At 41.1% G+C, this 12,412-nt stretch carries 13 protein-coding genes; 6 read left to right on the top strand and 7 right to left on the bottom strand.

Annotated elements, in window-relative coordinates; genetic code table 11:
• Positions 1-27: 27 nt before the first annotated feature.
• Positions 28-519 (bottom strand): YajQ family cyclic di-GMP-binding protein, encoded by a 492-nt coding sequence (locus FRE64_RS10170; RefSeq protein WP_146295969.1) that lies wholly within the window; start codon positions 517-519, stop codon positions 28-30.
• Between the two features lie 74 nt (positions 520-593).
• On the opposite strand from FRE64_RS10170, the gene hisA reads away from it, so the two are divergent.
• Positions 594-1,367 carry a 1-(5-phosphoribosyl)-5-[(5-phosphoribosylamino)methylideneamino]imidazole-4-carboxamide isomerase gene (hisA, locus tag FRE64_RS10175; protein WP_146295970.1) on the top strand — a complete coding sequence of 258 codons (774 nt, stop codon included), beginning with the start codon at positions 594-596 and terminating at the stop codon, positions 1,365-1,367.
• Between the two features lie 120 nt (positions 1,368-1,487).
• Positions 1,488-1,889, top strand: coding sequence for a fasciclin domain-containing protein (locus FRE64_RS10180; protein ID WP_146295971.1), 402 nt, complete (start codon positions 1,488-1,490; stop codon positions 1,887-1,889).
• Here FRE64_RS10180 and FRE64_RS10185 read toward each other — a convergent pair.
• From FRE64_RS10185 to FRE64_RS10200, 4 genes are all read right to left on the bottom strand, one after another.
• Positions 1,886-2,728 carry a 1-acyl-sn-glycerol-3-phosphate acyltransferase gene (locus FRE64_RS10185; protein WP_146295972.1) on the bottom strand — a complete coding sequence of 281 codons (843 nt, stop codon included), beginning with the start codon at positions 2,726-2,728 and terminating at the stop codon, positions 1,886-1,888. The genes FRE64_RS10180 and FRE64_RS10185 overlap by 4 nt on opposite strands.
• 183 nt (positions 2,729-2,911) lie before the next feature.
• Positions 2,912-4,198 (bottom strand): CO2 hydration protein, encoded by a 1,287-nt coding sequence (locus FRE64_RS10190; protein ID WP_146295973.1) that lies wholly within the window; start codon positions 4,196-4,198, stop codon positions 2,912-2,914.
• On the bottom strand, positions 4,182-5,675 hold the full coding sequence (locus FRE64_RS10195; RefSeq protein WP_146295974.1) for an NADH-quinone oxidoreductase subunit M: 1,494 nt from the start codon (positions 5,673-5,675) through the stop codon (positions 4,182-4,184). The genes FRE64_RS10190 and FRE64_RS10195 overlap by 17 nt, the downstream gene beginning before the upstream one ends.
• 41 nt (positions 5,676-5,716) lie before the next feature.
• Positions 5,717-7,543 (bottom strand): NAD(P)H-quinone oxidoreductase subunit F, encoded by a 1,827-nt coding sequence (locus FRE64_RS10200; protein WP_146295975.1) that lies wholly within the window; start codon positions 7,541-7,543, stop codon positions 5,717-5,719.
• 106 nt (positions 7,544-7,649) lie between these two features.
• Between FRE64_RS10200 and FRE64_RS10205 the strand changes: the two genes are divergently transcribed.
• Together FRE64_RS10205 and FRE64_RS10210 are read left to right on the top strand one after the other, a co-directional pair.
• On the top strand, positions 7,650-8,576 hold the full coding sequence (locus FRE64_RS10205; RefSeq protein ID WP_146295976.1) for a LysR family transcriptional regulator: 927 nt from the start codon (positions 7,650-7,652) through the stop codon (positions 8,574-8,576).
• 192 nt (positions 8,577-8,768) lie between these two features.
• Positions 8,769-9,092 carry a DUF2288 domain-containing protein gene (locus tag FRE64_RS10210; RefSeq protein WP_146295977.1) on the top strand — a complete coding sequence of 108 codons (324 nt, stop codon included), beginning with the start codon at positions 8,769-8,771 and terminating at the stop codon, positions 9,090-9,092.
• Here FRE64_RS10210 and FRE64_RS10215 read toward each other — a convergent pair.
• A complete protein-coding gene (locus tag FRE64_RS10215; protein ID WP_222597807.1) occupies positions 9,013-9,627 on the bottom strand; it encodes a YdcF family protein in 615 nt (204 codons plus the stop codon). The genes FRE64_RS10210 and FRE64_RS10215 overlap by 80 nt on opposite strands.
• 135 nt (positions 9,628-9,762) lie before the next feature.
• On the opposite strand from FRE64_RS10215, the gene trxA reads away from it, so the two are divergent.
• Positions 9,763-10,086 (top strand): thioredoxin, encoded by a 324-nt coding sequence (trxA, locus tag FRE64_RS10220; RefSeq protein ID WP_146295979.1) that lies wholly within the window; start codon positions 9,763-9,765, stop codon positions 10,084-10,086.
• Between the two features lie 137 nt (positions 10,087-10,223).
• A complete protein-coding gene (gene petH / locus FRE64_RS10225) occupies positions 10,224-11,420 on the top strand; it encodes a ferredoxin--NADP reductase (RefSeq protein ID WP_146295980.1) in 1,197 nt (398 codons plus the stop codon).
• 449 nt (positions 11,421-11,869) lie between these two features.
• On the opposite strand, the gene FRE64_RS10235 is transcribed toward petH, so the two are convergent.
• A complete protein-coding gene (locus tag FRE64_RS10235; protein WP_146295982.1) occupies positions 11,870-12,406 on the bottom strand; it encodes a PadR family transcriptional regulator in 537 nt (178 codons plus the stop codon).
• Positions 12,407-12,412 lie beyond the last annotated feature (6 nt).

The following is a 12,412-nucleotide window of genomic DNA, read 5'->3' on the forward strand; positions in this document are numbered from 1 at the left end:
TTGATTGTATCGCAGTGAGGATAACATTTAGCGATAGTTTGTCATTTGTAAGGGAACAGGATAATTCTCTTCTTTTAGGGCTTGCATGACAGCTTGCAGGTCATCTTTGGATTTACTAGAGACTCGAACACTATCCCCCTGAATTGAGGGTTGGACTTTTTTAAACTCGTCTTTAATTTTTTTCGTAATCTTTTTAGCTAACTCTTTATCAATTCCTCGCTTGAGGGTGATCACTTGACGCACTCGATTACCACTGGATTTTTCCACTTTGCCATATTCAAAAATTTTTTGGGAAAGTTTGCGTTTGGCGACTTTGTTACGAAGAATATCGTGGATGGTTTCTAGGGTAAATTCGCTGTCTGTTTCGACGGTTAGAGTATCCTCTGTAAGTTCAAGACTGGTTTGAGAGTCTTTAAGGTCGTAACGATTTTCAATTTCTCGTCGGGCTTGATCGACGGCATTAACCATCTCCTGATGGTCAAAGTCGCTGACGATATCAAAACTATAGTTAGAAGCCATAAACCAAGCAATTAACGCTTACAATAGAGTACCACGGTATGATCATCGTAACTTAATTTGGTAAGGGTAGTTATATGGATATTATTCCTGCTATTGATTTATTAGACGGGAAATGTGTTCGGCTGTATCAGGGCGATTATAATCAAGCCGAAGTATTCAGCGATCGCGCTGTGGAGATGGCGCAAAAATGGGAAAGTCAAGGGGCAACTCGTCTCCATTTAGTGGATTTAGATGGGGCAAAAGCAGGGAAACCCATGAATCAAAGCACCATTGCTGAAATTGTAGAAACGGTTTCGATTCCTGTGCAGGTAGGAGGAGGATTGCGCGATCGCGCTAGTATTGCGGAACTGTTTAATTTAGGGGTAAGTAATGCGATTGTTGGAACGATTGCTGTAGAACAACCCCAATTAGTTCAATCCCTGTGTCAAGAATTTCCCCAACAAATTACCATTGGCATTGATGCCCGCAATGGCAAAGTTGCCACCCGAGGCTGGTTAGAAACCTCCGAAATTTTAGCAAAAGACCTAGCCCAACAAATGGCAAACCAAGGCGCAGCTGCAATTATTTATACTGATATTTATCGGGATGGCACTTTAACTGGCCCCAATTTAGAAGCCCTGCGCGATCTCGCAAAATCTCTTAGTATCCCTGTAATTGCGTCAGGGGGCATTAGTTCTATCACTGATCTGCTGAGTTTACTTGCCCTCGAACCCCAAGGCGTAACAGGGGCCATTTTAGGGCGTTCTCTTTATGCGAACAAAATTAGTCTAACTGAGGCGGTGCAAGCAGTGGGAAATGGACGTTTACAAGATGTTCCTCCTCAGTCTGATTTTTCAACATTTGCTTAGAATCGCGATCATTTTTTCAACTGATAATTTTTTCAATGGTTTCTATTCAGAAAATGATGAATTGATTGCTTCATAAATTGATAAAATAAATATGCAAAGCATTATAAAATTGAATTAATTATGGCAACTATTGTTGATGTCGCTGTCAATAATGATTCCTTTAAAACCTTAGTGGAAGCAGTCAAGGTTGCTGACCTAGTTGATACTTTAGCCAGTGGAGGCCCATTTACCGTTTTTGCCCCAACTGATGAGGCTTTTGCCAAACTTCCGCCTGGCACGATTCAAACCCTTGTACAAAATCCCCCGCAATTAGCAAGAATTTTAACCTATCATGTGGTATCGGGGGCTTATAAGCAAGCAGATTTAGCCTCATTAGAAAACCTAAATTCTGTGGAAGGATCACCCCTAAACTTCCATTATTCTGATGAATTTGAGGTAAAAAATGCCAAAGTAATTAACTCCGATATTGAGGCAGACAATGGCATTATTCACGTCATTGATCATGTTTTATTAATGGGTTAAAAAAAGTTTCGTTGTTGCGATCGAGCCACTAAATCATCGAGAGAAGTCTGCATTGCTTGATAGACTTGCTGATAACAAGCATCAACATAAGCGCGATCGCGCGCTGCTTCTCGACCAGAACGCTCAAAACGAATGGGAGAACAAACTTTGGTATAGATTTTAGCGGGTAAAGGAAGATTAGGAGCAAAACCAATTCCAATGCCCCAAGGTAAGCCCAAATAAATCGGGAAAATTTGAGTTAGAGGTGTACTGGCATCCACAAGATCAAATTGACGTAAAAAAGACATTAACTCTTTACAATCAGTTAAAACCACTAACGTTTCATGGGCACCCACGGAAACAAGGGGAATAATCGGCACATTTTCCCTTAAAGCCAGTTTAATAAATCCCTTACGTCCTGCTAACTCAATTTCATTTCGCCTACTGTAGGGACGGAACAGATCCTCAGCTCCTCCCGGATAAACGAGAACAGGTGATTCTCGCTTAAAAGCAGCGGTTGCCATCCTAACAGTTGCAGGAACCGCCCCCGCTCTTGCCACAGAACGCAGCATTCTAGCAGAGGTAAAGGCTTCTTGTTGCATTAAACCATAAACTGGTCGCTCGGCACCAAAACGACGCACCCAGTCGAAGAAAAACATAGAAAGATCAGGGGATGCTAACCCACCGTTATGGGAACTTACCAGTAGAAAACTTCCTTGCTGAGGAATATGATGCCAACCCTCAGTTTCAACCCGAAAATACCAGTCATAGAGAAATTGCCAAATCGGTAACAAGGATTGCAGGAGTTTTGGATCGCGCTGATCTAGAACTTCATCGGGTGAGTAACCCCAAAAATTCATCTGATATAGCCTTTAGTTATCAATGAGTTTTGTGTCTGTTAAGAATTATAACGAGTCTAAGGATGAAATTGTAATGAAGCAAGATTCAGCTACCTAGCTATCTTGATGGTAGTTGAATGAGATCATATTGCTATAGCCCTCCCAGAATATCATCTGAGAGGACTGCTGCTAAAAGAAACTCAACTAACGATACCCTTGAGACTGAATATCCCTTAATCGTGCTTCTGGACGCTTAAAGCGATCGAGTTGCGATTCAAAAAACTCTCGATTTGCTTGCAGATGCTTCGGGTTAGGATCATCAAGGGGATAAAGTAAGGCTTGGCGTAAAGCCTGAATTACTGCTGAGGTGACACAATACATAGAACGTTGGAAAGTAATCCCTAATTGAATTAATTTATCGTCATCTCCCCGACAATACTGGTGATAATAGTTGTCTAGGTAGGAAGGAAGGAAATGCAACAGATCCTGCATTAACAGGGTTGGGGGAATACCAGCTGTTCCTACTGGGAAAACATCAGCATAGAGAATCCCATAATGGAAATCTTTTTGTTCCTTGGGAACTTCATGGGCTTGGGCATTATAAGATTTTGTCCCCCGAAATGGAGAAGTGCGATAGAAAATTGCCTCGACATAAGGTAAAGCGGCTTCATATAACCATGTGAATCCTTTACTTTTGGGGATAATTTCATAAGTTTCCCCGTCAATGTGAACATGATGATAAATAGGACGACCTGCGATCGCGAAAATGCCATTAACTAAGAAATCCATGGCTTCGGGAACAGAGGTAATCTTCCCTTCGTCATACTGATCCGACATTTCTAAAAATACTGGTGCCATGACTTCCCAAAATAGTCCTAAATTGGCATAGTAAGAAAGTTCTCGCACCTTTTCTAAGAACATTTCTGGGAACAGTTTATATAGTCCCAGCATGACAGGATTATTTTTAAAGTAAGCCTTAATCGCGCGATCGGCATTAGCCCGATATTCTTCACTGTCGAGATAAGCATCAAACTTACCATGACCCATGTCTCGACCATGCCAAAACATAGATCTCATGCAAATTTCAGCAAATTCCATGTTAATGCGATCATGCCAGAGATGATGCAAGAGACGAGGAATCTTTTTCGTTTCTCCCTTCTCCATAAATTCTAAAAGTTCGGGATGGGCTGTTCCTTGTCCGCGCCAAATTCTTAAGTCAGCATTATCCCCAGCATAGTGATTTTCCCGATCTAAATATTCTTGAGGAAGAAAGTATTTAAAAGCTGGAATGGGGTTTAAAAAGACTCGTTCTGCAATATAAAGTAAATTCCGCCAGTAGAAATCCATGGGAATCGCATAAGCCTTATAAATCCCAATAATTTGCATTAAGTTTTCTTCTGTATCAGGAAGCATTGCGCCTCCTGCTTCTAGGCGGTGAATAATATCGGCAAATTCGTGTTGGGAAGGGGGAAGTTTAGTTTGCGTTTTCATAGTTATTGCTAATTTGGTAACTGGTAACAGAAACGACCTGATTAGTTGTGGGTTCAATCCAATTCACTAACCAGTTGGGTTGAATGCCAAAGGCAAAAATAATCAGGGTTAAAATTAAAGCAGGGAGTCGTTCTGACCACAAAACTTTAGGATAGTAAGCAAGAGAATTATCTAGCTTGCCAAAACAAGTTCGGTTGAGAAGAATGACAAAATAAACAGCAGTTAACCCAGAAGCAATAATGCACAAAATGGTGGCGAGAGGGAAGCGAGAAAAACTGCCTTGGAAGACAATATATTCAGCAATAAATCCTACTAATCCAGGGATTCCTGCACTTGCCATTCCGGCTGCGATAAGTAAACCACTGGTTAAAGGTAAACCACGAATGGGGTTCATTAAACCACTGAGAATATCGCGATCGCGCGTTCCTACTTTGGCTTCTACGGTTCCAATTAATTGGAATAACAAAGCAAGAATTAAACCATGACTAATCATTTGGGCAACTGCCCCTAAAACACTTAAAGAATTGGCGGCAGCGGCTGCCACTAAAATATAGCCCATGTGACCAATAGAACTATAAGCCACCATCCGTTTAATATCGAGTTGGGCAATGGCACTTAACGCCCCATAAACCACACTGACAACTCCAATAATGGCAAGTCCAGGCGCAGTTAAATTCCAGGTTTCAGGAAACAACTGTAAGCAAAAGCGAATAATGCCATAAGTCCCTAATTTGGCAAGGATTCCCCCTAATAAAATCGCAACAGGGGGCGAGGCTTCTACATAAGCATCAGGTTGCCAAGTATGAAGAGGAACTAATGGGGTTTTCATGGCAAACCCGACTAAAAGAATCGTTAATAAAATTAATTGCGTTTGCAGAGAAAGTCCTGCTGTGGTAATCGCTTCATATTCAAAATTACCACTGCCATTGAGAAAGGCAAGCCCTAGAAATCCAATTAAAATCAGTAACCCTGAAACCGCCGTATAGAGAATAAATTTTGTCGCTGCATAGCCTCGTTTTTCACCTCCCCAAATATTAATGAGAAGATAAAAGGGAATTAACTCCACTTCGTAAAAGAGGAAAAAGAACAGGAGATTTTGCGCCATTAACGCCCCAGCTACGCCAAAATTCACCAGTAAAATCAGGATGTAATAAAGACGAGGACGTTCAATTTTTAGAGAAGTGCTATAAATCGCGATCGCGCTAAGAAAGCTATTTAAAGCAACTAACGGCAAGGAAATTCCATCGACACTCAGATGATAATTTAAGCCAATGGGTTCAAGCCAAGGGAAAAAATCATTAAATTGAAATCCCCCAACATTCAAATCAAACTGAGAGAATAAATACATTGTCCAAGCAAAAGAGGCAATGCTGATAACTAAGCTAATTTGACGTAAACGATTGGAACTAATCGTCTTTGGTAAAATTCCAAGGAATAAAACTCCTAGAATTGGCAAAACCAGTAAAACAGTAAGCATTTTTTAATAATGGTAAATAGTAGAACAATTAGAGAGTAATCTTAAACTAAAAATGGAAAACAAACGACAAAGCCAAATAACATGACTCCTGCAATAATCGAAAGGAAATAGGATTGAGCAACTCCAGAATTATTGTATTTCAAACCTTGACCACTCAAAACCGTTGTTAACCCAATTAAATTAACCAAGCCATCGACAATATACTGGTCAAACCAAGCAATTAATCTGGAGATAATGTTAACAGTAAAAACAACAGTGACTTGATAAGCCTTTAGCGTATAGCAATCGTAGGCAAAGAAGTTTTTAATACTTTGGGGAATAAGTTTCAACTGGGGTTGACCCTTACCATAGAGTAAAACAGCACTAATAATTCCTAAAAAGCTAGATGAAATTAACCCTAAACTAGGCAAGGAAAAAACAGCTTCTAGTTCAGGAAATAATTCCCAATTCGTTAGAAAAAGAGGTAAGTGTAATACAAAACCAGCACTAATTGTCGTGGGTAAAACCATTAACCATAATTGTTCTTGAGAACGCACGGTCATGGCTTTGGTTTCTCCGAGAAAAACAAGGCAGAATAATCGCAACAGACTAAAGGCAGTTAAACCATTGACCGCTAAAACGACCCCTGCTAACCAAGGTTGAGTTGCCCATAACGTATCAAGGAGATTAAATAACGACCAAAACTCCCCTAGTGGTGGAACAGCAATTAACGCGACCACGCCTGCTAAGTAGGATAAACCAGTAATGGGACGACGCGACCATAATCCTCCGAACATGGTGACATTTTGAGTAATGTTACTCAGGATAATATTCCCGACAGCCATCACTAAAACTGCCATGGCTAAGGAATAAGTGAGAAGTAATCCTAAAGCAGTGTCCGTTTCTCCCATGCCAACGGCAATAAACACTAACCCTAAATAAGCGCTCACGGCATAGGATAAAATTCGTTTAATATCGGTTTGGGCAATAGCAATCAAACTTGCCCCAATAGCGGTAATGGTGCCAATGGCAATGGTAACGGTTAACCCAATTGGCGAAATCGCAATAATGGGCTGCAGTGAAATCAGAACCCAAGCGCCTGTACATACCACCACAGCGTTCCGTAAAATCGTTGCTGGAAGGGGCCCCTCCATAGCTTCATCTAGCCACAAATGGAGAGGGAATTGAGCGCATTTCCCCACTGGGCCAGCAATTAGTGCCAAACTAAGGAGAGTGGCTGTTGTGGGATTTAAATCGGCAGTTTGCGCCCAAGCAGCCAGTTCTTGATAATTCCAAGTTCCAGCTAGAGGATAAAGGGCAACAACCCCCATTAAGAGAAATAAGTCCCCAACCCGTTTGGTGAGAAAGGCATCTCTTGCCCCTGTAATCACTAAAGTCTGGTTAAACCAATAGCCAATGATGAGATAAGTTCCCAAGGTGAGAATCTCTAACATGACATAGCCAAAGAAGAGAGAATTGGTGAGGATAAGGGTACAAATTCCCGCTTCAAAAAAGGCAAGTAAGGAATAGAACCGCGCCCATCCCCAATCATTTTCTAAGTAGCCCATGGCATAGATTTGGGCAAATAGATTTAAGCCAGTAACGACCATTAAAGCAATGAGTTTCGTTTGGGAAACTGACCATTCAAAGTCAATGTGAAGACTCGCTGCATTGAGCCAAGTTACGCTAAAGTATTGAGATGATTGCGCCGAAAAGGTCAAAAAAGTAAGTAAACTATGTAATAAGGCGAAAAAAGTCATTAATGTGTTGATATACCCTGATGGCCTAGGGCCAGTGCGACTAATCATCCCCGGAGACCATAAAATACTTAATCCCATCCCTAACAGGGGATACAAGGGAATTAGCCAAATCGTATTTGAGAGGTTCATTAATTTTTGTTGTTATGGAAATTGTTTCCAAGACAGTATCATAACAACTAATGACCTATAATGTAAAATTGATGTTGAAGATATAAATCATAGTTATTAATCTATAATGAAAAACGCAACGCTTCACCAACTGCGCGTCTTTGTGGTTGCCGCCAAACATCTCAGTTTTACTAAAGCAGCAGAAGAGTTATTTTTAACCCAGCCTACGGTGTCTATGCAGATGAAGCAACTCACCAAAGCAGTAGGGCTTCCTCTATTTGAACAAATTGGAAAACGGTTATATTTAACGGAAGCAGGGGAGATTTTATACGGGAGTTGTCAGCGTATATTTAGCGAATTGGGGGAATTTGAAAGCGCGATCGCGGATATGAAGGGATTAAAACAGGGACAGTTGCGCTTAAGTGCTGTCTCTACCACTAAATACTTTTTACCGCGTATTATTGGCCCCTTTTGCCAAAAGTATCCAGGGGTAGAACTGTCGATGCGTTTTACGAATCATGAGCGCATTTTGCAGTATCTCAATGAAAATCAAGATGATGTTTATATTCTAAGTCAACTTCCCTCAACCATGGATGTCAACGCCCATCGCATTTTAGAAAATCCCCTTGTTCCCATTGCACCCGCCGATCACCCTTTAGCGTCAGAGAGTCAGATTCCTTTTACTCGCTTTGCTGAAGAAGCCTTTATTATGCGCGAACCTGGATCAGGAACTCGTCAGGCGTTAGAAGAGTTATTTTATAAACACGAATCAGAATTAAACGTGCGAATGGAATTGGGAAGTAATGAAGCGATTAAGCAAGCGATTTTAGGTGGGTTAGGGGTCTCGGTGTTATCTCAACATACCCTCACTCTCGAAAAAGATACGGGGTTATTTGCTATTTTAGACGTGGAAGATCTACCCATTTACCGCAACTGGTACGCCATCTATCCTGTGGGAAAACAACCCTCTGTGGTCGCTCGTACCTTTTTAGACTACCTTGAAGCTGATCCAGAATTGACAAGAAATAATAGACAATTGACAATGGAGAATTAGGGTTAGTTTGTCCTTTGTCCTTTGTCCTTCGAAAGGCTCAGAAACACCTTCGTTCTTTGTAAACCAGTAACTAATGACCAATGACCAATGACTAATGACTAATGACTAATAACCAATGACTAATGACTAATGACTAATAACCAATGACTAATGACTAATGACTAATGACCAATGACCAATGACTAATAACCAATGACTAGAGATATTAAAACGGCACTTGCCGAAAGCCTAGAACCAGCTAATTGGGAATTTTTAAAACCCCATGCCCAACGAGATGCTTTAATTATTGTTTCCCCCAGTTTAGACTTAGTTGAAGTGGGAAGCGCGATCGCGCAAGATGAGACAGACTCAGTGCAACAGTGGATTCAACAGCAACAGTTACAGAAGCCCTCTGCGGATCAATTATCGTTGTGGAATGTCCAACCCGATAAAACTTTTAATGCCCTAATTGTTCAGCCCTATGTTCTAATTCAGGAACTTCCGACGAGTGAAACCTCCGAGGCAAATGATCCCTAAAACTTGACCCTGTGCGTCCTGTTGTTAACCATAACAGCGATCGCGCTCCATCTCGCACTGATTTCTGCCAAGATTCATCAGGAAACTCCGTAGGAACAGCTATTGGCTTCAGGGTAATTCCTCGACTGCCAAAAACAATTTCCCCAATCACGCGGGCGCGAGTCATGTGGTTTTCCGATGTCACCAAATAGACACTATCAATCTCTTGGGCTTTTAAGTCATCCACTAAAGTAGTGAAATTAGTCACTGTATCTTGGGCGCGATAATCTAAATAAACGCGATCGCGCTCAATTCCCTCTTGCTCAAAAATTTTCTTAGCATACCACTCTGGACTTCCCGAAGACACGACCACATTAACATCAGGTTCCTGTTTAGCTAGTTTCGCGGCATAGTGTTCCCGTTCTTCTGCCCCTCCTAACACCAATACCGTCTCAGGTTGAACCAGCCAGCTTCTTAATTGCTTGTAGCTTCCCCAACCTGCAAAAAACAAAAGTAAAAGCAGAACTAACCAACGTTTTTGTTTTCTTCTTTTCACAATGTTTCACTACCACACCCGTCACTGAGATTACTTTTACACCAAGAAGGCAAAAAAGACAAGATTCAGTGATCACATAGCGCGAGGACGCTTTTCTGGTACGGTGGAGAGGAAAAGCCTATTATTACTGATTCAATGGCAGAAACATCTTACATTCAAACCGAAGCAGAATTTGATGAAATCATAAACAGCGACTCAATCACGGTGGTGGACTTTACCGCCACTTGGTGTGGTCCTTGTAAATTAGTTTCCCCCTTAATTGACCAATTAAATGAAGAATACAGCGATCGCGCTCAAATCTATAAGCTAGACTTAGATAATCACAAACCTATTGCTAAACGTTTTTCTATCAAAAGCATTCCTGCAGTAATGTTCTTCAAGGGAGGAGAAGCTTTAGAAACTGTAGTTGGCGCAAAAACCTACGACGATTATCGTCAAGAATTGGAAAAACACCTTTAATAATTAATTAAAATTATTATTAGCGAGTGAGAGAAATCAAATTTCTCCGCTCCTAAGACTTAACAATTAAAAAAAGATCCATCATTTGGATAATTTTTGTAAGATAAGTTAGAAAAGAAATTGGGAGAGAGAAAATCATGTACGGTCCCACCCCGTCAGCCAATACAATTAGAAATGCAGAATATGCAAACCGCTTCTTTATCTATGAAGTGGAAGGCTTAAAACAAAACGAAGTCACTGATCAATCAGAATCCCCCATTCGTAAAAGTGGCAGCGTTTATATCACGGTTCCCTATAACCGCATGAACCAGGAAATGCAACGCATTACCCGCATGGGTGGGAAAATAAAAAGTATCAAACCCCTCAACGGTAGCAATAATCACTCAGAACAGGCTGGGACAAAAACCGCATCTAAATCAAAAACAGCCATGAGTGATACCAAATCCAAGAAGAAATCAGACGTTCCTGTTAACACCTATAAACCGAAAAATCCCTTAATCGGTAAATGTGTGGAAAACCGAGAACTGGTTAAAGAAGGAGGAATTGGTCGCGTTCGTCATCTCACCTTTGATGTTTCTGACAGCGAATTACGATATCTAGAAGGTCAAAGTATTGGCATTATTCCCCCCGGCAAAGATGACAAAGGTAAGCCCCATAAATTGCGCTTATATTCCATTGCTTCTACCCGTCATGGGGATTATGGGGATGATAACACCGTTTCTCTCTGCGTTCGCGAGTTAGTCTATCAACATCCTGAAACCAACGAAACCATTTATGGCGTTTGTTCTAGCTATCTCTGTAACTTAGAGGAAGGCGCAGATGTTACCATTACCGGCCCAGTAGGGAAAGAAATGTTACTTCCTGAAGACCCCAACGCCACTATTATTATGATGGCAACGGGAACAGGAATTGCACCTTATCGGGCTTACTTACGTCGCATGTTTAAGGAAAAGCATGACGACTATAAGTTTAATGGGTTTGCATGGCTAATTTTTGGCGTTCCTTATACCGCAAATATTCTCTATCAGGAAGAATTAGAGGAAATGCAAAAAGAATTTCCTGATAACTTCCGTCTCACTTATGCCCTCAGTCGGGAACAAAAAACCGCCGACGGTAAGAAAATGTACATTCAAAACCGTGTCGCTGAACAAGTTTCCGAAATTTGGGACTTAATTCAACACGAAAATACTCACACCTATATTTGTGGTTTGAAAGGCATGGAAGATGGCATTGATGAAGCCCTCTCCGCCGAAGCCGAAAAACATGGCAAAGACTGGTCTGAATTCCAAAAAAGTATGAAGAAAGCAGGACGTTGGCACGTAGAAACTTACTAAATTCTCTGCTCTAAAAAGTCATTGCATCCCCCGTTAGGGGGATTTTTTAATGTAAATGCGACGAGAAGACTCTCACCTGGAAACGTGGCAAGTATTTCTGTGTGGTGGATGCGAGAGGATCAAGTCAAACTTGTCCCAATTTTAGTGACAGACCCGCTGCAATGTTATAATTTGTAACAGACTTAACAAAAAACTGACGTTATTATCTAAAGTTAAAAGCTCACTACGTTAGAGTATTGTTTCCAGAAGAAAGGAGAAAACACTCTTAAAATTAAAGATGATACCCTTAATCTTTACAATCATAATTGCACTCATTGCTGTTTACTTTTATCTGAACACGAAAGAAGAAATGTTAAGGATTGCAGCGGGATTCGTTGCTATTATGTGTGTTCTATCAGGGCTGTGGTTTGCTCCCTTAGCGGTAAAAGTCCTTGTAGTTGCGACTCCTTTTATCGGAGAGAAGTTGTTGCACTGGTAAACACTGACCTCTCATTATTCAATTGCTGAGTTAGCCAGTTGATTTCGTCTTCAATGACGGCTAAGTAGCGGTTGCAAGCAGTCGCTAAATAATAATCATCTGGCTGGGGTTCGCCCTTGTGTTCTTTTAGGCGAGCTTTGCAAACGGCTAAACGCTCCTCCATTAGCTTAATTCGCTTTTGGGGGGAGATATGGCTAAAAAAGATGAACTTAATCATAAAGCGCGATCGCGCATTGACCCAGCTTTCTTTCGGGGATTCCTGCATCTTTTCCTGAAAACGCTCTCTCCCTGCTTCGGTAATGGCATAAATTTTCTTATTCCCCCCAGCTTCTCCTTCGGTAATGGAGAGATCTAAATATCCCTTTTGTTCTAACCGCTTCAGCAAGGGATAAATTGCCCCGTAATTAACACTAATACAGCCACTAATAAATTGTTCTAACTGTTGCTTTAGTTTATAACCGTGCAAAGGTTCTTTTTGTAGCAATCCGAGGGTTGCTAGTTCTAACATAGATAT

Source organism: Euhalothece natronophila Z-M001 (genome assembly GCF_007904085.1).
Lineage (GTDB): Bacteria > Cyanobacteriota > Cyanobacteriia > Cyanobacteriales > Rubidibacteraceae > Halothece > Halothece natronophila.

Excerpts from the sequence above, each read along its gene's own strand:
- FRE64_RS10170 (WP_146295969.1), bottom strand. The coding sequence starts at position 519 with ATGGCTTCTAACTATAGTTTTGATATCGTCAGCGACTTTGACCATCAG.
- FRE64_RS10190 (WP_146295973.1), bottom strand. The coding sequence starts at position 4,198 with ATGAAAACGCAAACTAAACTTCCCCCTTCCCAACACGAATTTGCCGAT.
- FRE64_RS10235 (WP_146295982.1), bottom strand. The coding sequence starts at position 12,406 with ATGTTAGAACTAGCAACCCTCGGATTGCTACAAAAAGAACCTTTGCAC.
- petH (WP_146295980.1), top strand. The coding sequence starts at position 10,224 with ATGTACGGTCCCACCCCGTCAGCCAATACAATTAGAAATGCAGAATAT.
- FRE64_RS10205 (WP_146295976.1), top strand. The coding sequence starts at position 7,650 with ATGAAAAACGCAACGCTTCACCAACTGCGCGTCTTTGTGGTTGCCGCC.
- FRE64_RS10195 (WP_146295974.1), bottom strand. The coding sequence starts at position 5,675 with ATGCTTACTGTTTTACTGGTTTTGCCAATTCTAGGAGTTTTATTCCTT.
- trxA (WP_146295979.1), top strand. The coding sequence starts at position 9,763 with ATGGCAGAAACATCTTACATTCAAACCGAAGCAGAATTTGATGAAATC.
- FRE64_RS10200 (WP_146295975.1), bottom strand. The coding sequence starts at position 7,543 with ATGAACCTCTCAAATACGATTTGGCTAATTCCCTTGTATCCCCTGTTA.
- hisA (WP_146295970.1), top strand. The coding sequence starts at position 594 with ATGGATATTATTCCTGCTATTGATTTATTAGACGGGAAATGTGTTCGG.
- FRE64_RS10210 (WP_146295977.1), top strand. The coding sequence starts at position 8,769 with ATGACTAGAGATATTAAAACGGCACTTGCCGAAAGCCTAGAACCAGCT.
- FRE64_RS10180 (WP_146295971.1), top strand. The coding sequence starts at position 1,488 with ATGGCAACTATTGTTGATGTCGCTGTCAATAATGATTCCTTTAAAACC.
- FRE64_RS10185 (WP_146295972.1), bottom strand. The coding sequence starts at position 2,728 with ATGAATTTTTGGGGTTACTCACCCGATGAAGTTCTAGATCAGCGCGAT.